The organism is Candidatus Kinetoplastibacterium galatii TCC219, assembly GCF_000340905.1.
GTDB classification, from domain to species: Bacteria; Pseudomonadota; Gammaproteobacteria; order Burkholderiales; family Burkholderiaceae_B; genus Kinetoplastidibacterium; species Kinetoplastidibacterium galati.
Genome location: NC_020284.1, coordinates 259127 through 281899, shown reverse-complemented (window position 1 = coordinate 281899; position 22773 = coordinate 259127). Strand labels below are relative to the sequence as shown.

The 22773-nt window shown below is 32.3% G+C and carries 17 protein-coding genes and 1 tRNA gene; 7 read left to right on the top strand and 11 right to left on the bottom strand.

The window, feature by feature from the left end; all coding sequences use genetic code 11:
* Window positions 1–5: 5 nt before the first annotated feature.
* From ST1E_RS01305 to uvrB, 3 genes are all read right to left on the bottom strand, one after another.
* Window positions 6–506, bottom strand: a complete 501-nt coding sequence (locus tag ST1E_RS01305) for an Rrf2 family transcriptional regulator (protein ID WP_041186006.1) — start codon at window positions 504–506, stop codon at window positions 6–8.
* 93 nt (window positions 507–599) lie between these two features.
* Window positions 600–1064, bottom strand: a complete 465-nt coding sequence (locus ST1E_RS01300; RefSeq protein WP_015389440.1) for a low molecular weight protein-tyrosine-phosphatase — start codon at window positions 1062–1064, stop codon at window positions 600–602.
* A gap of 27 nt (window positions 1065–1091) precedes the next feature.
* Window positions 1092–3107 (bottom strand): excinuclease ABC subunit UvrB, encoded by a 2016-nt coding sequence (gene uvrB / locus ST1E_RS01295; protein ID WP_015389439.1) that lies wholly within the window; start codon window positions 3105–3107, stop codon window positions 1092–1094.
* A 66-nt stretch (window positions 3108–3173) separates the two neighbouring features.
* Between uvrB and ST1E_RS01290 the strand changes: the two genes are divergently transcribed.
* Entirely contained in the window at window positions 3174–4379 is a 1206-nt protein-coding gene (locus tag ST1E_RS01290; RefSeq protein WP_015389438.1) for an amino acid aminotransferase, read from the top strand.
* Window positions 4380–4443: 64 nt separating this feature from the next.
* Here ST1E_RS01290 and lon read toward each other — a convergent pair whose 3' ends face one another.
* The 6 genes from lon to ST1E_RS01260 form a co-directional block, all read right to left on the bottom strand.
* On the bottom strand, window positions 4444–6852 hold the full coding sequence (lon, locus tag ST1E_RS01285; protein ID WP_015389437.1) for an endopeptidase La: 2409 nt from the start codon (window positions 6850–6852) through the stop codon (window positions 4444–4446).
* A gap of 155 nt (window positions 6853–7007) precedes the next feature.
* The gene (gene clpX / locus ST1E_RS01280; RefSeq protein WP_015389436.1) at window positions 7008–8264 is read right to left on the bottom strand and encodes an ATP-dependent Clp protease ATP-binding subunit ClpX; all 1257 of its coding nucleotides are present in this window, start codon (window positions 8262–8264) and stop codon (window positions 7008–7010) included.
* Window positions 8265–8331: 67 nt separating this feature from the next.
* Window positions 8332–8967 (bottom strand): ATP-dependent Clp endopeptidase proteolytic subunit ClpP, encoded by a 636-nt coding sequence (gene clpP, locus ST1E_RS01275; protein ID WP_015389435.1) that lies wholly within the window; start codon window positions 8965–8967, stop codon window positions 8332–8334.
* On the bottom strand, window positions 8964–10277 hold the full coding sequence (tig, locus tag ST1E_RS01270) for a trigger factor (RefSeq protein ID WP_015389434.1): 1314 nt from the start codon (window positions 10275–10277) through the stop codon (window positions 8964–8966). Before tig ends, clpP begins: the two co-directional genes overlap by 4 nt.
* Window positions 10278–10563: 286 nt before the next feature.
* Entirely contained in the window at window positions 10564–10770 is a 207-nt protein-coding gene (locus ST1E_RS01265) for a cold-shock protein (protein WP_041186005.1), read from the bottom strand.
* A 391-nt stretch (window positions 10771–11161) separates the two neighbouring features.
* Window positions 11162–11246, bottom strand: a tRNA-Leu gene (locus ST1E_RS01260).
* Window positions 11247–11294: 48 nt separating this feature from the next.
* Here ST1E_RS01260 and dapC point away from each other — a divergent pair.
* The 4 genes from dapC to prmB are packed head-to-tail and all read left to right on the top strand — an operon-like array spanning window position 11295 to window position 15399.
* Window positions 11295–12503, top strand: a complete 1209-nt coding sequence (gene dapC / locus ST1E_RS01255; RefSeq protein ID WP_015389432.1) for a succinyldiaminopimelate transaminase — start codon at window positions 11295–11297, stop codon at window positions 12501–12503.
* A gap of 32 nt (window positions 12504–12535) precedes the next feature.
* Window positions 12536–13360, top strand: a complete 825-nt coding sequence (dapD, locus tag ST1E_RS01250) for a 2,3,4,5-tetrahydropyridine-2,6-dicarboxylate N-succinyltransferase (protein ID WP_015389431.1) — start codon at window positions 12536–12538, stop codon at window positions 13358–13360.
* Window positions 13360–14499: a succinyl-diaminopimelate desuccinylase gene (gene dapE, locus ST1E_RS01245; RefSeq protein ID WP_015389430.1), complete on the top strand. Its 1140-nt coding sequence runs from the start codon at window positions 13360–13362 to the stop codon at window positions 14497–14499. Before dapD ends, dapE begins: the two co-directional genes overlap by 1 nt.
* Before the next feature lie 6 nt (window positions 14500–14505).
* Window positions 14506–15399, top strand: coding sequence for a 50S ribosomal protein L3 N(5)-glutamine methyltransferase (prmB, locus tag ST1E_RS01240; RefSeq protein WP_041186004.1), 894 nt, complete (start codon window positions 14506–14508; stop codon window positions 15397–15399).
* An 11-nt stretch (window positions 15400–15410) separates the two neighbouring features.
* Here the strand turns inward: prmB and ST1E_RS01235 are convergent, their stop codons facing one another.
* The gene (locus tag ST1E_RS01235) at window positions 15411–17675 is read right to left on the bottom strand and encodes an ATP-dependent helicase (protein WP_015389428.1); all 2265 of its coding nucleotides are present in this window, start codon (window positions 17673–17675) and stop codon (window positions 15411–15413) included.
* A 557-nt stretch (window positions 17676–18232) separates the two neighbouring features.
* Window positions 18233–18886 carry a phosphoribosylglycinamide formyltransferase gene (purN, locus tag ST1E_RS01230; protein ID WP_015389427.1) on the bottom strand — a complete coding sequence of 218 codons (654 nt, stop codon included), beginning with the start codon at window positions 18884–18886 and terminating at the stop codon, window positions 18233–18235.
* A gap of 27 nt (window positions 18887–18913) precedes the next feature.
* Between purN and ST1E_RS01225 the strand changes: the two genes are divergently transcribed.
* A complete protein-coding gene (locus tag ST1E_RS01225; protein ID WP_015389426.1) occupies window positions 18914–19906 on the top strand; it encodes a bifunctional riboflavin kinase/FAD synthetase in 993 nt (330 codons plus the stop codon).
* Window positions 19896–22766, top strand: a complete 2871-nt coding sequence (gene ileS, locus ST1E_RS01220; protein ID WP_015389425.1) for an isoleucine--tRNA ligase — start codon at window positions 19896–19898, stop codon at window positions 22764–22766. Before ST1E_RS01225 ends, ileS begins: the two co-directional genes overlap by 11 nt.
* Window positions 22767–22773: the final 7 nt, after the last annotated feature.

Genomic DNA, 22773 nt, shown 5'->3' with positions numbered 1-22773 from the left:
TATTCTTATACAGTAGTCAAATTACATCCTAGATTTTTTACTATATATACTTCTTGGTCCTTTTGAGGTGAATGTTTTAAACCATTACGATGAATTAGCATAAGGTCTAGTAAAGAAATCGAATTAAGATAATCAAACATTTGTCTATTTAAATCAGACCACAGATCATGCGTTAAACATTTTTTATACTCACCGGTTAATTTGTCTTTTATGCAATTAACCCTTCCACTGCAACTTGTAGAATCTATACATTCATCAACAGCAGATATAATATCTGCTAAAGTTATCTTATCTGGCAATTTAGCTAAATAATAACCACCGCTTGGACCACGCATGCCTCTTACTAAAGAACACTTCCTTAACTTAATGAACAATTGCTCTAGATAATATAGTGAAATATTATTACGCTTACTAATAGAAACTATACTAACCCTCCCTGCAACTTGATTCAATGCTAAATCCAACATAGCAGTAACAGCGAAACGACCTTTAGTAGTTAACCGCATCATAAAACCCCATAAGCAACTCCATGTGGCTATTATATCACAATTCCAGAGTATTTCTATAAGGAATTAATTAACAAAAAATTTTAAGTATATTTAAAGATTCAGATAATCTACTAAACCATTACAAGCATCTTCAATATAATCTATAACTAGTTTAAACCCATAACGTGCACTGTAATAAGGATCAGGAATTTCAAAATTATTATAATAATCGGAAAAATAAGTTAAAAGTTTTACCTTATAGAAACATTCATGAGGACAAATACCTTTTATGTATTGGATATTTTTATAATCCATTGCAAGTATAAAGTCAAAACAGAAAAAATCAATATTTTCTAATTGCCTTGCTACATGATTGCTAATGTCGTATCCCCTTAATAATGCTTCTCTTATCGAACGATCATCAGGTTTTCTTCCAATATGATACGGATGAGTACCAGCAGAATCAACATTAAAATTTCTTCCCATCTCTTTTTTTAATAGTAATTTTTTAAATACACCTTCTGCGGTTGGAGAACGGCAGATGTTACCAGTACATACGAAAAGAACATTTTTCATGGCAATATCCTAAAAAACAATAATATTTCAGCTAAATAAAAGAAGTTCTTTTAGCGCATTCAAAGAGTCGCGAACTTCGGCAGCTTTTTCAAATTCCAATCTATTAGCATGATCAATCATGGACTTCTCTAATCGTTTAATCTCTTTTGATAATTTTTTATGAGACTTAATAATTTTTCTATCAATATTAACTAGTGATGGTTTATTATTAATCACTATTCCATCTATAAGATCTCTTATATCTTTTTTAATACCAGTCGCTTTAATGCCATGTACAGAATTGAACTCTAATTGCCTCTCTCTTCTTCTTTGAGTTTCTTCTATAGCTTTTCTCATAGAATCTGTTATTTTGTCAGCATACAATATCGCATAGCCATTAATATTTCTAGCAGCTCTACCTATAGTTTGAATTAGACTACGCTCTGATCTTAAGAAACCTTCTTTATCAGCATCAAGTATTGCGACTAAAGAAACCTCTGGTATATCTAAACCTTCTCTCAGTAAATTTATTCCTACTAAAACATCAAAGGATCCAATGCGTAAATCTCGTAATATTTCAGCTCTTTCAACAGTATCTATATCCGAATGCAAATATCTTACTTTTATACCATTTTCCTTCAAGAATTCAGTTAAATTTTCAGACATTCGTTTTGTTAGAGTTGTAACAAATATTCTTTCTTTCAATATAATTCTTTTTTTTATTTGATGTAAAAGATCGTCAATCTGTGTTTCCGCTGATCTAACTTCTACAACCGGATCAACCAATCCAGTTGGTCGAACTAGTTGCTCAACCACATTACTAGAATGTTTTTTTTCATAATCAGAAGGAGTTGCTGAAACAAAAATACATTGCTTGACTATATTTTCAAATTCATCAAATTTTAAAGGTCTATTATCTAATGCTGATGGCAAACGAAAACCATATCTTACTAATGTTTCTTTTCTAGATCTGTCTCCATAATACATACCTGACAACTGACCAAGAGTTATATGACTCTCATCAATGAAAATAATAGCATCAGACGGCAAATAATTCATTAAAGTACTTGGAGGAGCCCCTGGTAATGAATTAGATATATGTCTAGTATAATTTTCAATACCTTTGCAAAAACCTGTTTCCTGTAACATCTCTAAATCAAATCTTGTTCTCTGTTCTAAACGTTTTGCTTCCAATAATTTATTGTTGTCTGTTAAAAATTCTAATTGTTGCCTTAGCTCTTCTTTTATAGTATCAATAGCTGATAATATTACTCCTCTGGGAACAGCATAATGTGATACAGGATATAAAGCAAAACGAGGGATATCCTGAACTATTTTACCTATAACTGGATCAAATAGTGATAATTTCTTTATCTCATCATCAACCAGGTAAACTCTCAGGGCTAAATCAAAGTTCTCGGCTGGAAAAATATCTATATATTCACCACGAACACGAAATGTAGATCTAGAGAATTCTGTATCATTTCTGACATACTGCATATCTACCAAGTTTTTCAAAAAATTATTTCTTGATACTAAATTACCTAAACGTAAAGAAAAGGCCATAGAGTTATAGCAAGACATATCACCAATACCATATATACAAGATACAGTACTTACTATAATGGTATCAGACCTTTCTACTAAACTTTTAGTAGCAGATAAGCGCATCTGCTCTATATGAGCATTAATGCGAGCATCTTTTTCAATGAATATATCCTTTGATGCTATATATGCCTCTGGCTGATAAAAATCATAATAAGAAACAAAATATTCAACCGCATTTTTAGGAAAAAAATCCCTCATTTCTGAATATAATTGTGCTGCTAATGTTTTATTAGGAGCTAATATCAATGATGGTCTGCCAGTTCTTGCTATGATATTAGCCATAGTATATGTTTTACCGGAACCAGTAACGCCCAATAGAGTCTGGTAACGCAAACCACTTTCTAAACCATTTATTAATTTATCGATTGCCTCTGGCTGATCGCCTGCAGGCTGATAAGGCTGAAAAAGATTGAATGGACTGTTTCTAGAAAAAGCTACAAATCTATTATTTGTCATGTTAGACTCTAAATTGTAAAGGGATTGTAAATTCATTATACTAAATCTATAACATTGACGAGCATCATGAAAGATATATTTAAATCTGTCAAACTAGCAGCTAGTGATCCTATATTGGGACTAAATGAAAAATTTAATTCGGATAGTAGGCCAAATAAGGTAAACCTTGGAGTTGGTGTATACTATGACAAAAATGGCAAAATTCCTTTAATGGAAGCTGTTAGTAAATCTGAAGAATTTCTTGCATCAAAAAAATTATCTAGAGGTTATTTGCCTATTGATGGTATTTCTAGCTACAATAAAAATGTAATGAAATTACTACTTGGAACCAACTCCAGTAAAATTGAAGAAGGACGTTCACTAACAGTACAAACTCTTGGTGGAACTGGGGCTTTAAAAATCGGGGCGGATTTGTTGCATCAATTGTCCCCGGGTGCTAAGGTCTTAATAAGCGATCCTAGCTGGGAAAACCACAGGGCTATATTTGAAAAATCAGGGTTTGTAGTAGATACTTATTCTTACTATGATCCAGATACTAACAATATTGCATTTGATAAGATGCTTGAAAATTTAAAGACTGCATCCAGCGGAACGATAATAGTACTGCATGCATGCTGCCATAATCCTACAGGTATTGATCCTAGTGAATCACAGTGGAAAGATATAGCAAAAATAATTAAAGAGCGAGATTTAATACCATTTCTAGATATTGCATACCAAGGTTTTGGAAATGGATTATCTGAAGATGCGCATGTTGTTAGAATGTTTGCAGATATGGACATACCATCATTTATCAGCTCTTCATTTTCAAAATCATTTGCATTATATGGGGAACGTGTTGGTGCTTTAACAATAACCACTAACAGCAGAGATGAATCTAATAGAGTGCTCAGTCAAGTAAAAAGATTGATAAGAACTAACTATTCAAATCCACCTACACATGGCGCCAGTATAGTCAATCATATATTGAGCTCTGATGATCTTTTTGAGACATGGAAGCATGAATTATCTGGTATGAGAGATAGAATTAAGCTAATGCGTAAAAAACTTGTTGAGGAAATTAGCAAATATAGCAATAAAAAAGATTTTAGTTTTGTATTAAATCAAAGAGGAATGTTTTCTTATTCTGGACTAACATCGCACCAAGTTGATATGCTGCGTGAGCAACATGGTATCTATGCTGTATCTAGTGGCAGAATATGTGTTGCAGCGCTAAATGACAAAAATGTCGAGATCGTTGCATCAAGCATAGCACAGGTTCTAGAGCGATAGTTAAGATATGAGCAGGAATCATTTATTTTTCCTGCTCATATAGTAAATAGTCACTAATGTTTTGTTATTTTATTATTATTTTTTTTGTATTTTTATTACTAACTATACCTTTACTTGAGGCATTCATAAGCTCAGGAGCTCTTTCTAAAGATATTTCAAGAACTTTATCTATCCATTTTACTGGTATTATCTCTAAACTTCCTTTTATAGAATCAGGCATCTCAGACAAATCTTTTATATTATCATTAGGAATTAAAACTGTCTTTACTCCTCCTCTACGAGCTGCTAGTAACTTTTCTTTTAGACCGCCAATTGGAAGAACCTCGCCTCTCAAAGTAATTTCACCTGTCATAGCAACATCAAATCTTACTGGTATTTTTGTTAATGCAGAGACCATGGCAGTAGCAATAGCTATACCCGCAGACGGACCATCTTTAGGAGTAGCTCCTTCAGGGACATGTACATGCATATCCCTTTTATCAAAGATATCATCTTGTAAGCCAAATGAACCCAATCTAGATCTAACTACAGTACGAGCAGCCTCTACAGATTCTTTCATGACCTCACCCAAAGATCCTGTACGCAAGATATTTCCCTTTCCAGAAACATCTGCCACCTCAATAGTTAATAAATCCCCACCAACTTCAGTCCATGCTAGACCAGTTACCTGTCCAACTCTATTTTCATGATCTACAGAATCAAAATTATATCGACGAACACCCAAATACTCTTCTAGACCATTTGAATTAAGCTCAATTAGAGAATTAGTCTGGTTTTTCTCACTGTTTTCTAAAATTTTCCTTACTGTTTTACGACATATTTTACTTATCTCTCTTTCTAAAGATCGAACACCAGCTTCTCTAGTATAATACTGTATTATTCCTATTAATGCAGAGTCATCTATCTTCAATTCATTTTCTAGGATCCCATTGTTTTTCATTATCTTTGGTAAAAGATGATACCTAGCTATATGCAGTTTCTCATCATCAGTATAACCAGATAGACTTATAATCTCCATTCTATCAAGCAATGCAGGCGGTATATTAAACGTATTACTGGTAGCTACAAACATTACGTCAGAAAGGTCAAAGTCTACCTCTACGTAATGATCTTGAAATGTATTATTTTGCTCTGGATCTAATACTTCCAACAAAGCTGAAGCAGGGTCGCCCCTAAAATCCATACCTAGCTTATCCACCTCATCTAATAAAAACAGAGGATTATTAACACCAACTTTTGATAAATTCTGTAAGATTTTTCCTGGCATTGATCCAATATATGTTCGACGATGGCCTCTAATTTCAGCTTCGTCCCTAACCCCTCCTAAAGCCATTCTCACAAATTTGCGATTAGTTGCCTTGGCAATAGATTGTCCTAATGAAGTTTTACCAACACCAGGTGGACCAACTAAACATAAGATAGGAGCCTTTAATTTTTTAACTCTTTTCTGCACAGCAAGGTATTCAATGATACGATTTTTTACCTTCTCTAGACCATAATGATCATTCTCTAAAACACTCTCAGCATTGACGAGATTTATATTAACTTTACTCTTTTTTTTCCAAGGTAAATTTATGACAGTTTCTATATAATTACGAATTACGTTTGCTTCTGCCGACATTGGAGACATTAATTTTAACTTAGATAATTCCGAATCTATTTTTTTAGAGGCTTCCTTAGATAAACTTGTTGAATTAATCTTCTTTTCTAGATCCTCTAAGCCGTTATCTTCTCCCTCACCAAGTTCTTTTTGAATAGCCTTAAATTGCTCATTAAGATAGTAATCTCGCTGGCTTTTCTCCATTTGTTTTTTTACACGACCACGTATCTTTTTCTCGACCTGTAGAATATCTATCTCTATATCTATATAAGATAGCAATAATTCCATTTGCTCTGATAATGAAACAGTTTCAAGTATACCCTGCTTACTTTCCAACTTGATAGGCAAATGCGCAGCTATTGTATATGCTAAACGTTCTGCATCTTTTATATCAAATAATGATGAAATAACTTCTGAAGGTATTTTTTTATTAAGTTTGAGATATTCATCAAACTGTTCTGTTAGGGCACGTCGCAATGCTTCTAATTCTGTTTTATCACTATCGACATTACTTATGTAATCAATATTACAAACAAAATGGGTATCTATATTATCAATAGCTAAAATGGATACACGTTGGACACCTTCTACTAAAACTTTAACAGTACCATCAGGAAGCTTAAGCATCTGTAAAATGTTAACCAAACAACCTATATTATATAGATCTCCAGCGTCAGGATCATCTTTGCTAGCAGATTTCTGAGCTACTAAAATTATTTTCCTGTCAGCTTCCATAGCTATTTCAAGAGCTTTTATAGAGCGAGATCTTCCAACAAATAAAGGTATAGCCATATTTGGGAAGACAACTACATCTCTTAACGGTAGCAACGGTAAACCTACAGATTCTGAGTGAACAGGCTTGCTGTCCGACATAAGCGCATCCTTGAGATAATAAAAATATTAGTTTATGAAAATAAAAATTTATTTGATACTTGAACTTTAATCAATAATGATAATATTGGTGCCAATAGACACTAATTCAATAGCAAAAGGTAACAAAACCAAACAAAAACTTAGATAAATAAAAACTATACTCGATTGTTTCTTGTAACGATAATTTTTAATTCATCCTCTTCCGCAACATCTAGAACAACCTTACATATATCTTTGTTATCAGGAATATCGTACATTATATCAAATAAAGCGCTTTCAACTATGGATCTTAAACCTCTAGCGCCAGTTTTTCTAGTTAATGCCTTATGAGCAATAGCGTGCAAAGCTTTTTCAGTAATTTCGAGATCAACATTATCAAAAGAAAATAATTTTTGAAATTGTTTAACAATAGAATTCCTAGGCTCCACTAGGACTCTAGCCAAAGCAACTTCATCAAGATCATCAAGTGATGCTATGACAGGTAACCTACCAACTAGCTCTGGTATTAATCCAAATTTAACCAAGTCCCTTGGTTCAACTTTATTAAAATTATTAGAATCATCGTTTCTTGAAAAAACATTCGCAGAAAAACCTATACCAGATTTTTCTGATCTGGATCTAATAATTTTGTCTAAACCATCAAAAGCTCCTCCTACTATAAACAATATATTAGTAGTATCAACTTGAATAAAATCTTGATTTGGATTTTTTCTTCCTCCTTGTGGAGGAACTGATGCTACTGTTCCTTCAATAAATTTCAGCAGAGCTTGTTGCACCCCTTCTCCTGAAACATCTCTAGTTATAGATGGATTCTCAGATTTTCTAGAAATTTTATCTATTTCATCTATATATATAATTGCTTTTTGAGCTTTTTCTATATCATTATCGCAAGTTTGTAATAACTTATGAATAATATTCTCAACGTCTTCTCCAACATAACCAGCTTCTGTTAATGTTGTTGCATCTGCTATTACAAATGGAACCTCTAGAAATTTTGCTAGCACCTGAGCCAACAAAGTCTTGCCTGATCCAGTCGAACCCAAAAGTATAATATTACTTTTAGCCAGCTCTACTTCATTATCGGTATCAGAACTACTAATATCATTTATGCGCTTATAATGATTATACACTGCAACAGAAAGTATGCGTTTTGGAATATCTTGCCCTATCACATATTGATCAAGATGGCTTTTAATTTGTCCAGGTGTTGGTAGATTAAATTTAAGATCATTATTTATGTTAGTTGTTGATATATGAGATTCCTCAAGCATAATCTCATTGCATAAATCAATACATTCATTACATATGCATAAAGACGAAGGACCGGATATTAGACGCTCAACCTCATTTTGTTTTCTTCCACAAAAAGAACAACAAACTTCACCATCCAAAGATTCACTTTTTACTGACATAAATCACATCTCTAAAATATAAAATTAGCAATAAAACATAAAAGATTTTGAATAAAATAAATCATCATTATCCAATGGCACGATTTACTAATATCTTATCAATCAATCCATAATTCAAAGCATCACTAGCCGACATAAAATTATCTCTATCAGTGTCATTAGAGATTTTTTCCATATTTTGTCCAGTATTTTCTGCTAATATTTTATTCAAACGATTACGTAATCTAAGTATTTCTTCAGCATGAATTTGGATGTCACTTGCTTGACCTTGTGCTCCACCTGATGGTTGATGTATCATCATACAAGCATTAGGAAGGGAAAACCTTTTACCTTTTGTACCAGAGGCTAATAAAAAAGCTCCCATGCTTGCAGCAATTCCTACACACATAGTAGAAATATCGGGCTTAACAAAATTCATCGTATCAAATATAGCCATTCCTGCATAAACAGAACCACCAGGAGAATTTATATAAAGAAAGATATCCTTGCTTGGATCATCTGATTCCAAAAATAATAACTGAGCAATCACTAAATTAGCAGAATAATCTGTCACTGGTCCAGATAAAAAAACAATCCTTTCTTTTAAAAGCCTAGAATATATATCATAAGCACGCTCAGATCTTCCAGATTGCTCAATGACAGTTGGAACATAATTAAAATTTGATATTCCTAAATAGTCTGTAATTATATTTTTATTTATCATTGTATTCCCATCAGATCTTCAAATGAGAGAACTTCATCAGTAACATTTGCCAATGAGAAAATATAATTAACTAAATTATCTTCTAGAATTAACATTTTACTATCAGAGTAATGTTTTTTATCTGAAAGATATTGCTTAATTAGCTTTTCAGAATCTTGGTAATTTTTTGCAACTGACTCGAAATATTCATTGATCTGTTCATCTGTTGGTAATAAATTATTTTTATTAGACAACTCAGATACTAACAATCCAATACCAACTCTATTTTTCGCTTCTTCTGAAAAAAGATCTGGGGAAATATTTTCCACATTATCTGCACCGTTTTTTGATTTAATATGATTTTTGAATTTATTCAACATATTATTCTTTTCATCTTCAATCAAAACTTCAGGAATGTCAAAACTTATTAAGTTTGAAAGAACATTCATAACAGATTTTTTGTTTCTATTTTTTAATCTAAAATCAATATCACGTTTTAAACTATCTAATATCTCTTGGCGAAGCATTTCAATATTGAATGATTTATCATGACTAAATAACTTAGCGAATTCGTCATTTAACTCCGGAAGAATATTTTCACAGACATCTATAATTTTAATGCTGAACTCAGCTGTTTTACCTGAAAGAGTTTTATCTTGATAGTTGTCTGGAAATGTTACATTAAAGACTTTCTCGTCATTATCAACCATTCCAAGTACAGCATCCTCAAACTCAGATAAAAGCTGCCCATTACCGACAACAAAAGAAAAAGAATCTGAGTTGCCACCCTGGAAAGGCTTGCCTTTTATTGTTCCAAGAAAACTTAATGTTACCTTGTCCCCTTTGGAAATAACTTTACCTTTTTTACTAACAAAGGATGATTTTTGCTGGCGCAAAAAATCTATAGTTTTATCCACATCTTTATCTTTTACCTCTGAAACATATCTAACGACATCAACATTAGCAAAATCAGGAATAACAACTTCTGGATAAATTTCAAATGTTGCTTCAAAGGTTAATACATTATTGTTCTCAGTGGATTTTGTTATAGGAACAATATTTGGAATCCCAACTATATTAAGATTCTCTGATTTAATAATTTTTTCGAATACATCACTCAATTCACTACTAATAATATCTTGTCGTATGCTAAAACCATGAGAGCTCTCAACCATCTTGATAGGAGCCTTCCCTGGTCTAAAACCAGGGATTTTTGTTTTCTTAGCAATGTCCTTTAATTGTTTCTGAAACTTATTCTCTACATTTGCAACAGAGACTTCTAGAACTACACGACGCTTCAAACCAGAAAGCGATTCAATCACAGGCTGCATTTAAAAATCCATTAAAAATAAATAGTTAAAAAAATTACTAACTCTGGAGAGTTTACAGGAAAGTTTTAATATTATAAATTTTTTCAAAATTATATTATATTAGATACAAATAACTCAAAAACTTCAATAAAGAAAACTATCAAAAACTAATACTTTTTTATATTTCAAAAATTAAACCTGTATCTAGTTATTACTCGACAACTAATAAAAATAAAGACCACTTCCATAGTCACAGAAGCGGTCCTTATGCGTAAAAATATTTTATCTATGTATAAAATATATTCTACTATTGCAATATTTGAATCTTTGTTGCTTGTAAACCTCTAGGTCCATTAGTAACCACAAAGCTTACTCTCTGATTTTCTTCAAGAGATTTAAATCCAGTACCTTGGATTTCAGAAAAATGCACAAAAAGATCCTTGCCTCCAGATTCAGGGGCTATAAAACCATAACCTTTTTCGGCATTAAACCACTTTACTACTCCAGTTTCCAACATATTATATTTTCCTTGAAACACATAGGCCTAAGCCTCAAAAAACACAATCAAGGAGAGAGCCAAAGAACAATAACCATAACCTGAAGTAGGCAAAGCACTGAACAAAAAACCTCAACAACCAAAATCGTGTTGTAATACTATCCTAATCTTCTAAAATCAAGTCAATAAAATTTCAATATTTAGTGCTAATAATGCAACAAATTATGTATTTAGAATAACTAAGAAGCAAAAACTAACTAGTTATCAAAAAATCACTAATAGCAAATAAAGTAATATAATAGTAAAATTATATAAGAAGTACTATTGAAACCACTTTCATTTATAATGAATAGAAAAATAGCATAAAACAATAGCGAGAGCTATGGTAGATATGCATAATGATAAAAAGTGGTGCGAAGGAAGGGACTCGAACCCACACGCCTTGCGGCGCCAGGACCTAAACCTGGTGCGTCTACCAATTTCGCCACCTTCGCTCATCCATTGGTGGTATTATAGCACTTTAATGACCAGAATTGTACATTATGAACAAAAGATTAAATAAATTAAATCCTTATCCGTTTGAAAATCTACGTGCTCTTTTAAAGAATGTAGATATTGAAAATGAAAGCCACGATGCTATTCCTATTAATTTATCTATAGGTGAACCCAAACATCCATCACCACCCATAGTAAAAAAAACAATAATAGAAAATTTGTCAGGATTGTCCGTATATCCATCAACAAAGGGAGATATAGTTTTAAGAGAAGTTATTTGTAAATGGATAAAAAATCGTTATAAGATAGAATCTGTCGATGCAGAGTCACAAGTCTTGCCTGCATTAGGGTCTAGGGAAGCATTATTTTCATTTACACAAATTGCTATTGATTCAGATTCCGATCCAGATCCCATAGTGATATGTCCAAATCCATTTTACCAAATCTATGAAGGGGCTACTTTTTTAGCTGGCGCTAAACCTTATTATATAAACTTAGATCAAGGTAGTAATTTTTCATATGATTGGGATAGTGTTCCAGAAAATATTTGGAAAAAAACAAAATTAGTATTCGTGTGTTCACCAGGAAATCCAGCAGGCAATGTTATTAATCTAGATGAATGGAGAAAAATATTTCACTTGTCTAGTAAATATGGCTTCATCATAGCTTCAGATGAATGTTATTCAGAAATATATGACGAAACAATGACCCCCCCTCTTGGCGGTATGCAAGCTGCTGATATTATCGGTGTAAAAGATTTTAAAAATCTAGTTGTATTTTCTAGTTTGTCCAAAAGATCAAGTTTACCAGGTTTAAGGTCAGGATTCATAGCAGGCGACTCGGAGTTGTTAAATAAATTCCTTCTGTATAGAACATACAATGGAAGCGCAATGGGACCGGTAGTTGTTAGTGCAAGTATAGCAGCTTGGAATGATGAAATTCATGTACAAGAAAATAGAAAGCTATACACAAACAAAATAAGTACAGTTCTACCTATATTACAAAAAGTTTTAGATGTATCGAGACCACAAGCCTCATTTTATTTATGGGCAAAAACTCCTATGTCAGATACTATATTCACGAGAGAACTATATAAAAAAACAACCGTTACTGTGCTTCCTGGAAGTTTTCTGGCTAGAGAATCTTTAGGAACAAATCCAGGTAATAACAGAATAAGAATTGCCCTGGTTTCTTCTTTAGAAGAATGTGTCGAAGCTGCAAATAGAATTGTTAACTTTGTGAAAAACAGTATCTGAAACATTAATATCTTTTATTTATACTAATTATTATGACTAATACAAAATTACAAAACACGATTGAAAATCTTTGGGACGATAGATTAAACTTATCTCCTACAAACTTAAAAACTGAAGCTTCTAATGCTGTTAAAGACACCATAGAATTGCTAGATTCTGGCAAACTAAGAGTTGCGGAAAAAATAAACGGTGAATGGATTGTTAATCAGTGGATAAAAAAAGCAGTACTATTATCTTTCAGAATAGAGGAAAATAAAACTGTAAGTAATGGATCAATGTTATTTTATGATAAAGTTCCACTAAAATTTTCTGGCTTTGATGACAAGAAATTTATGGAGTCTGGATATAGAGTTGTTCCGGGAGCGATAGCAAGAAAAGGATCTTTTATAGCTAGTAATGTAGTTTTAATGCCATCATATGTGAATATAGGAGCTTACGTAGACGAAGGTACTATGGTTGATACATGGGCTACGGTTGGGTCATGTGCTCAAATAGGTAAAAATGTACATCTTTCAGGTGGAGTAGGCATAGGTGGGGTTTTAGAACCTTTGCAATCAAACCCAACTATAATAGAAGATAACTGTTTTATCGGAGCACGATCAGAAGTAGTAGAAGGAGTAATTGTAGAAGAGAATTCTGTCCTGGCTATGGGAGTATTTATTTCTCAAAGCACAAAGATTTTAGATAGAACAACTGGAAAAATCATTTATGGAAGAGTTCCATCTGGATCAGTTGTTGTTCCAGGATCAATACCTTCTTCTGATGGATCACATAGTCTAGCATGTGCTGTAATAGTAAAGAGAGTAGATGCTAAAACTAGATCAAAGACAAGCATAAATGACTTATTGAGAACATAATGACAAATAATCTGTCAGTGATTGATATTGTAAACAATCTAGTTTCATTAAAGTCTATTACTCCAGATGATGCAGGATGTCAAAAAGTAATATCTGACATCCTGACGGATATTGGATTTAAATGTAAGACAATAGCAAAGAATGGTGTAACTAATCTGTGGGCTAGACGAGGCACTGATAATCCACTATTCGTTTTTGCTGGACATACTGATGTAGTCCCTGCTGGCAAGATAGAAGAATGGGCTAGTGATCCTTTTGTCCCAACTGAGTGTGATGGTTATATATATGGACGAGGAACCTCTGATATGAAGGGGTCTATAGCTGCTTTTTTAGTGGCCGTTAAAGAGTTTGTAGAAAAGTATCCACAGCATAATGGATCTATTGCTCTCCTTATAACCTCAGATGAAGAAGGAGACGCAGTTCATGGTACATCTTTAGTTTGTAAATACTTAAAAGAAAATAATGTGTCAATAGATTTCTGTATAGTTGGAGAGCCTACTTCAGAAAAGAAAATTGGAGATATGTGTAAAAATGGTAGAAGGGGTTCATTATCGGGCAATCTTGTTATAAAAGGAATTCAAGGACATGTAGCCTACCCACAACTAGCATTGAATCCAATACAAGCATTCTCTCCTGCATTATCAGATATACTAAACCACAAATGGGACCTAGGAAATAAGCATTTCCCACCTACCACATTTCAGATATCAAACATTCACTCTGGTAATGGAGCAACTAATGTTATACCTGGTGAACTAGAAGTGAAATTTAACTTTCGTTTTTCAACTGAAAATACTCCAGAGAATCTAAAAAAATTGGTTCATTCTATATTAGATAAATACGAATTAAGTTATAAGTTAGATTGGATGCTCAATGGAGAACCTTTCATAACTCAAAATGGATCACTTATAGATGCCATAAAAGAATCTATATTCGAAGAAACAAACATAAAAACCACACTATCCACATCAGGTGGCACTTCAGATGGGCGGTTTATAACAAAAATCAGTAAACAGATAATAGAATTTGGTCCTTGCAATGACACAATACATAAAGTCAATGAAAGAATAGATATATCGTCTCTAAATACATTAAAGAACATATATAAATTAACATTAGAAAAATTACTCTTATTATAACTTATGATGATCAACTATTCTTGTATAAATCGATTGAGAACCTTGAGAGATATTATTAGATATACAACAACTATATTTAATAAATCTGGTATTTTTTTTGGTCATGGAAGTGATAATGCATATGATGAGGCCGTGTATCTCATATTGCATTCATTGAATTTAACTGCTGATAATCTAGATATATTCTTAGACTCTAATATCACAGAAAATGAAATAAGAAAAATTCTGCATTTGATTAGTAAAAGAGTTGACCTTAGAATACCTGTTTCATATTTAACAGAAGAATCCTTATTGCAAGGGTATAAATTTTATATAAACAAAAATGCTATAATACCAAGGTCTCCGATTTCTGAAATAATACAAAATTGTATATATCCTTGGGTTAAAGATCCAGAATCAATTACTAGTATTCTGGATTTATGTACTGGCTCAGGGTGTCTTGCCATACTGTCTGCACTTTCTTTTCAAAGATCTATTGTCACTGCAACTGATATTTCTGAAAAAGCTCTAAAAATAGCTGAAAAAAATATAAACTACTATAATCTGCAAGATAGAATTAAAATAATAAACAGTAATCTATTTGATGATATACCAATCAGTCAGTATGATATCATTATATGTAACCCACCTTATGTAAATACTCAATCTCTCAATAACCTGCCTGAAGAATACTTACATGAACCGATAATAGCCCTTGATGGAGGTGAAGATGGTATGAGTATTATAAAAAATATTAAAAAAGTTAAGATATTCTTAAAAAGAGAAGGAATTCTAGTCCTAGAAATAGGTAATGAATATAATAATTTTATAAAACATTTTCAAAACATTAATCCAACATGGATAACTACTGCTAATACTGAGAATAGTATTATGTTGCTACATAAAGAACAGATACCATAAATGAATGAAATCTAGTTTTTAACTTCTAATTTAGCTACTGTTAGAGCTAGAGTTTTCATGCCATGATTTTGAAAATTAATTTGAGCTTGTGCCGAACTTCCACTACCAATCAATTTTACTATAATACCATCACCAAAACGATTATGACTAACCGATTGACCAATCGAAAATAATCTATCATTTACAATTGATCTTTTATTGGAAGAAATAGAACTATAATTAGAACTATAATTATTGACTAAATTGTTCTGATTGGGTTTTGTATGCTCAACACTTGATTTTTCTTTAAATCGTCTACTTGAATTATTTTTATAAATAGCTCCAGACCTAGACCATTGAATATGATTCATATCTATTTCATCTAGGAAACGAGAACTTGAAGAATAACGAACTTGTCCTCTCAGCATACGACTATTTGCCATAGAAATATATAGCTTTTCTTCTGCCCTAGTTATTGCAACATACATTAAACGACGTTCTTCCTCCAATCCGGAATCTTCGGACATGCTATTTTCATGAGGGAATAACCCTTCCTCAACACCTGTAATAAAAACCACCTTAAACTCTAGACCTTTAGAGGCATGTACTGTCATTAACTGTATAGAAGAAGCATGATCACCAGATATATTTTCATTTGCTTCTAAGGATGCATTTGAAAGAAATGATAATAACGGAGTAGAGATAATCCCATCATCTATATTTGAATTCATAGATAATGAATTGTTGGCAGGGGTACTATCACACTTTTCATCTATAGAAAAAACGGTAGCTGCAGTTATAAGCTCCTTCAAATTTTCTAAACGATCCTGCAAATCTTTCTCACTCTTATAATACGACCCCAGCCCACTACGTTCTATAGTGTATTCTATTAATTCAGGCAAGGTAAGCCTATTAGAATTAATAATAAGATCATCAATTAAACTAGAAAAAGATGATATACTAGCACCTCCTTTCCCAGGTACATATCTGGCCGAATCTCTTAAGCTTAAATTATTTGATCTTGCTAATTCTAAATGATTTTCTATAGTGCGTGCTCCGATGCCACGTGATGGAAAATTTACTACTCTTAACCAGGCATTATCATCGTTTGGATTCACCACAAGTCTTAAATAAGCTAGAGCATGCTTAACCTCTTGGCGTTCAAAAAATCTAAGGCCACCATAAACTGTGTATGATATATTACTAGAAAATAAAGCATGCTCTATAACCCTAGATTGCATATTGCTTCTATATAAAACGGCTATGCTACTAGCATCTATACCTTTTCTAATAAGATTCCTTATTTCTTCTACTATCCAATGAGCTTCGCCAACGTCACTAGAGCTCTCAACAACTCTAATTAGCTCTCCGTCTCCTTGATCTGTCCATAAGGTTTTCCCAAGACGACCTTTATTGTGCTTTATTAAAGAATTGGCTGCTCCTAGTATATGTCCAAAAGATCTATAATTTTGCTCTAAACGAATCACAGACCCCTTAGCATAAGTCTTTTCAAACGACGACATATTATCTATATTTGCACCGCGAAATGCATATATAGACTGATCATCATCACCAACTGCAAAGACAGATGTCTGTCTCCCAATAAGTAAACCTATCCAATTATATTGTAATTTATTAGTATCTTGAAACTCATCTATTAGTATGTGAGAAAACTTGTCATTATAGTATCCTCGAAGATTATCATTATATTTTAAAAGTTCATAACACCTTAGCAATAGCTCAGAAAAATCTACCAAATTATTTTTAAAACAATAATCCTCATACAATTTATAAAAATCTAACAAATCACGATCATAACTTCTACGAGTGTCTACACTAACATATCTAACACCATTTTCTTTATTAGAATTCACAAAACGCTGAAAATCTCTTGGTTGGTATTTTGAATCATTAATATTATTAATTTTAATTAGCTGTTTGATTAGTGATATTTGATCCGATGTATCTATGATTTGAAAATCCTTAGATAGATGTGCCTCATTGCAATGAATTCTAAGCATTCTGTGACACAAACTATGAAAAGTTCCTATCCAAAGTCTGCGTGTATCTATATTCACCATTTTCAAAACACGAGAAATCATTTCACGGGCAGCTTTATTGGTAAATGTTACAGCTAGAATATTGGATACATCAACCTGATTAGTATCCAATAACCATGCTAATCTTGATGCTAAAACTTTGGTTTTACCACTGCCTGCACCAGCTAAAATTAAGGCATGTGAAGAATCAAGAGTTACTGCTTCTTTCTGTGCTTTGTTAAGTTCTTCTAGAATCATATTTATGATGAGATAATATTAAAATAATTTCCAAGGACAAATAGGTATCAATATCATGATCCTAATGAGACTATAATACAAAATTGACAATAAACTAAATTAGAATATTCAAAAACATATCAGAATCTTTAGTGGTTTTAATTAAGATATAAAGACTTGCTGTAAAGCTATATAACCTTCATTTATAACAATACATAATTAAAAACACATTAAATACAATTACTAAAATTTTATGCTAAGCAGAGTAATCATACAAAACACGTTATTCTAACTTACTATATAGGATAGTGTAAAAAGTTGATTTTATAATTTTACTCTTACAACTAGATGAGAAATTTCATAAATCCAGAAAAACGAATAGCAGAATATTACTATAAAACATTAGCTAGATATAATATAAATTGGCATGAAATTTCTAAAAAATAAGTGAGCTAACAATCAATTTAAAAATCGGAGCTGTAAAATTATAGGAACAATGATTAATATTCCAAATAGAAATTATGTTTCCATAATACAACATTAAAAACTAACTAATAATTAATTAGCATGAAATTAAATCATAAATAAAATAAGCCATTATGATCATTCAGGATTATAGCTTTATTATCATTATTCAGAGTAACTTCACCTAAAGTTAACCAATGAGCCACGGAAGGTAAAACTTTGTGTTCAACCATAAGAACCCTTTCTGCTAGTGTTTTAACAGTATCGTGAGTAAAAACATTAGTGTAGCCTTGAGCTATTATTGGGCCACTATCTAGCTCTGGAGACACGAAATGTACAGTGCAGCCATGAATGCGCACACCACTAGCAATAGCGTTGCTGTGCGTATTTAAACCTGGAAAAGCAGGCAGTAAAGAAGGATGTATATTTATTAACTTTCCATAGTATTTTTTCACAAAGGAGTGACCTAGTATTCTCATAAAACCAGCTAGCAAAATATAATCTGGAGAGTATTTGTCTATCTCTGAGCTTAAATCACTGTCAAATTTATCTCTATCAGAATAACTACTACTGTCTAAAGATATACTATTTATGTTATTGTCTTTAGCCCAATCTAGCCCAGATGCCCTAGGGTTATTAGAGATGACAGCACTTATATCAGCAGACCAATTTTCATTTTTACAAGTCTCGACTATTTTCTGCATGTTGCTGCCTCGACCTGATATAAGTATAACAAATCGGCTTTTTTTATTAGAATGTTTAGTCAAAATAAAATCTTCCTTCTTATTTAATATATGAACTATCTATTTGACTCTTATAAATCAAAGTTACTAACTGTGAAAGAAAAATTATACATAAGTAGACATATTAAACCTAATGATAAATTCAAACCTTGTGCAATAACAATAGGGAATTTTGATGGGATTCATCTAGGACACAAAAAAATCCTTTCCTGTCTTTTTAATGAGGCTAAAACTAGAGATCTATTACCTTCAATATTAACGTTCTATCCTCATCCAAAAGAATATTTTTCAGGGCAAAAACAAAAAAATATTTGTGGATTTAGAGATAAATTTTCGATGTTGGCTCAACAAGGAATTCGCCAAATTATAATAAACAAATTTAATAAAGATATAGCAAAAATATCTGCAGAGAATTTTATTAAAGATTACCTTATCGATATATTAAAAGTACGTCTCGTAATAGTTGGAGAAAATTTTAGGTTTGGTCATAATCGAACTGGAAACATAAATACACTAAAGGAAATAGGAAAATCAAATTCATGTTTCGAGACTATTTCTATAGAAATGTTGAGAGATGGAGAATATCATAATATATCTAGTTCCAGGATACGATCTATATTAAGCAAAGGAAATATAAGCGCCGCCAACAAATTATTAGGAAGAAGGTTGTCAATTAGTGGACACGTAATACACGGAAATAAAATAGGAAGAACCATAGGTTTTCCAACAATGAATTTAAAAATTCAGCAAGATTGTGCTATCAGCACTGGTACTTATGCTGTAGTAGTCCATGGATTAAAAGGTAAAGCATTACCAGGGGTAGCATTTTTAGGAACTAGAAAAACACTAGAAAACAATGGAAAGATGTTGCTTGAAACATACTTATTGGATGAGAAAGTAAATGCATATGGTGAAATTATATCAGTTGATCTTATAATGAAACTTAGAGATGAAGAAAAATTTACTAACATGAGTACTCTTATCGAAGCGATAGAAAAAGACGTACAAGACGCACGATATTATTTTTTAAAACATGGACTATAAAAAAACACTTAATTTACCTGAAACATCTTTCCCTATGCGTGGAAATTTAGCGCAGAGAGAGCCTGTGTGGGTAAAACAATTAGAAGACAAACAAATATATACAGCTATTGAATCCGCATGTAAAGACAGAGTAAAGTTTACTTTACATGATGGCCCTCCTTATGCAAACGGGGATATACACCTTGGACATGCTATTAATAAAATCCTAAAAGATATAATAATTAAGAGTAAACTGATGCTTGGGTATAATGCACAGTATGTTCCTGGTTGGGATTGCCATGGTATGCCTATAGAAATTCAAATAGAAAAGAAATATGGCAAAAATCTAGAAACTAAGGAGTTGCAGCAAAGGGCCCGTAAATATGCAAGCCAACAGGTCGAAAGACAAAAATCCGAATTTAAACGTCTTGGTATATTGGGACACTGGGATAATCCATATTTAACAATGAACTTTAAAAATGAAGCTAATGAGCTTAGGGTGTTAGCTAAAATTTTAAAAAATGGATATCTTTACAAAGGACTGAAGCCTGTTAACTGGTGTTTTGATTGCGGATCAGCTTTATCTGATGCAGAGGTTGAGTACAACGACCGCCTAGATACTTCTATATTTGTATCCTTCAAGTTTACTGAAAAAGATAAATTATCAAGAGCTTTTAATTTAGACAAAATCCAAGAAGATGGAGGTATTGTTATATGGACAACAACTCCTTGGACCATACCTGTTAATCAATTTATAAATGTACATCCTGATTTAGAATATTCCCTGGTGCGAGTTAAGCCATCATTTATTCATGGTTCTTTAATAATAGTAGCAAAAGACAGAATTAATTACTTTATTGAAAAAACAAATATTAAAGAATTTGAAATAATAGCCACTACCAAAGGAAAATATTTACTGAATTTAGAATTTTTACATCCATTATCCGAGACACATAATTTTTATAATAGACGATCTAAGCTATATCTTGCTAATTATGTAACATTGGATAATGGTACAGGTGTAGTACACTCTGCACCAGCGCATGGCGTGGAAGATTTTGCTGTTTTTAAAGAAAATGGCTTTCAAGACAAAGATATACTTAACATGGTTAATAGCAATGGCAAGTATGATAAAAACCTACCAGTTTTTGGTGATAAAATAATTTGGGATGCAAACAAAGAGATACTAGATCTTCTAGAAAAAAACGGATCATTAGTAAAATCTGAAGACTATTCTCATAGTTATATGCACTGCTGGCGCCATAAAACACCAATCATATTAAGAGCAACACGTCAATGGTTTGCTGGAATGGATATCAAGCATAATGATATAACAATTAGAGAATCAGCTTTATCAAACATTGACAACATAACATTCTACCCTACATGGGGAAAAGAACGTTTGAAATCTATGATAGCTAATAGACCAGACTGGACACTCTCAAGACAAAGAAAATGGGGTGTGCCTATAGCTTTTCTAGTAAACAAAGAAACTGATGAAATTCACCCTAGAACTATAGAAATTCTAGAGAAAATAGCTCTAAGAGTAGAGAAAGGTGGTATAGAGGAATGGCAAAAAATAGATATAAGTGATCTGATAGATGAAAGTGAAGTAGAGCTTTATAGAAAAAATCAAGATACATTAGATGTGTGGTTTGACTCTGGGTCAACGCATGCCACTGTAATAGGAGGTCTTAATAATGACATCGATGGTTCTCATAAAAATATACTGAGCTGGCCTGCCGATTTATATCTAGAAGGCTCAGATCAACACAGGGGATGGTTTCATTCTTCTTTGTTGGTTGGTTGCATGCTGTATGGAAAATCACCTTACAAATCAGTCTTAACACATGGATTTTTTGTGGATCAAAATGGCCGCAAAATGAGTAAATCATTAGGAAATATAATATCACCTAAGGAGATATGTAATTCTCTAGGAGCAGAAATACTAAGGTTATGGGTTGCTACTACAGATTATTCTGCAGAAATGCACATTTCAGATGAAATACTTGATAGAGTGGTTGAAAGCTACCGAAGAATGCGCAATACAGTAAGATTTCTCCTTGCCAATCTTAACGATTTCGATAGAGCTGAGCAATTCATAAAGTTTGACAATCTGTTAGAAATAGATAAATATTTTCTGTGCGTAACATATCAAATACAAAAAGAAGTGATTTGTCATTATGAAAAATATGACTTTCATACAGCAATATCTAAATTACAAAATTTTTGTTCGGAAGAACTAGGGGCATTTTATTTAGATATTTTAAAGGATAGATTATACACCACAAAACCAGATAGTTTCGCTAGAAAATCTGCTCAGAGCGCCTTATCAGAAATTGCTCAATCTTTGATAAAGATGCTAGCTCCTATACTATCATTTACAGCAGAAGAAGCATGGAAATCATTGCTAGAAACAAAAGCAATAGATTTTAATACAAAAATGAATAACAATATTACAATATTCACTGATGTATATAATAATTTAGGGCTTGATAATAATGATTATAGCTTGCTGGTTAAAAAATGGGATCGTATTAGATTAATTAGAGACTTAACACAAAAAAAGATAGAGGAAATACGCAATACTGGTAAACTAGGATCATCCCTGCAAGCTGAAGTAAATATATATGTGAACTTGTCTGATAAAAAAATATTAGACAGTTTAAAAGAAGAATTGAAGTTTGTATTAATTGTATCAAAAGTATTAGTTTATAAGCATGATAGTAATGATGTAATAATTAATGTCAATGTATCTAGCAATAAGAAATGCGAACGTTGCTGGCATTATACCGAAGATGTTGGATGCAATGATAGATATAAAGACCTATGCATCAGATGCGTGGAAAACATACTATCGTCAGAATCTACCTGTATGTAGTCATAAT

What these genes read in the sequence shown, in the direction of transcription:
- ST1E_RS01305 (WP_041186006.1), bottom strand. Translation starts at nt 506, where the DNA reads ATGCGGTTAACTACTAAAGGTCGTTTCGCTGTTACTGCTATGTTGGAT.
- ST1E_RS01300 (WP_015389440.1), bottom strand. Translation starts at nt 1,064, where the DNA reads ATGAAAAATGTTCTTTTCGTATGTACTGGTAACATCTGCCGTTCTCCA.
- uvrB (WP_015389439.1), bottom strand. Translation starts at nt 3,107, where the DNA reads ATGACAAATAATAGATTTGTAGCTTTTTCTAGAAACAGTCCATTCAAT.
- ST1E_RS01290 (WP_015389438.1), top strand. Translation starts at nt 3,174, where the DNA reads ATGAAAGATATATTTAAATCTGTCAAACTAGCAGCTAGTGATCCTATA.
- lon (WP_015389437.1), bottom strand. Translation starts at nt 6,852, where the DNA reads ATGTCGGACAGCAAGCCTGTTCACTCAGAATCTGTAGGTTTACCGTTG.
- clpX (WP_015389436.1), bottom strand. Translation starts at nt 8,264, where the DNA reads ATGTCAGTAAAAAGTGAATCTTTGGATGGTGAAGTTTGTTGTTCTTTT.
- clpP (WP_015389435.1), bottom strand. Translation starts at nt 8,967, where the DNA reads ATGATAAATAAAAATATAATTACAGACTATTTAGGAATATCAAATTTT.
- tig (WP_015389434.1), bottom strand. Translation starts at nt 10,277, where the DNA reads ATGCAGCCTGTGATTGAATCGCTTTCTGGTTTGAAGCGTCGTGTAGTT.
- dapC (WP_015389432.1), top strand. Translation starts at nt 11,295, where the DNA reads ATGAACAAAAGATTAAATAAATTAAATCCTTATCCGTTTGAAAATCTA.
- dapD (WP_015389431.1), top strand. Translation starts at nt 12,536, where the DNA reads ATGACTAATACAAAATTACAAAACACGATTGAAAATCTTTGGGACGAT.
- dapE (WP_015389430.1), top strand. Translation starts at nt 13,360, where the DNA reads ATGACAAATAATCTGTCAGTGATTGATATTGTAAACAATCTAGTTTCA.
- prmB (WP_041186004.1), top strand. Translation starts at nt 14,506, where the DNA reads ATGATCAACTATTCTTGTATAAATCGATTGAGAACCTTGAGAGATATT.
- ST1E_RS01235 (WP_015389428.1), bottom strand. Translation starts at nt 17,675, where the DNA reads ATGATTCTAGAAGAACTTAACAAAGCACAGAAAGAAGCAGTAACTCTT.
- ST1E_RS01225 (WP_015389426.1), top strand. Translation starts at nt 18,914, where the DNA reads ATGAACTATCTATTTGACTCTTATAAATCAAAGTTACTAACTGTGAAA.
- ileS (WP_015389425.1), top strand. Translation starts at nt 19,896, where the DNA reads ATGGACTATAAAAAAACACTTAATTTACCTGAAACATCTTTCCCTATG.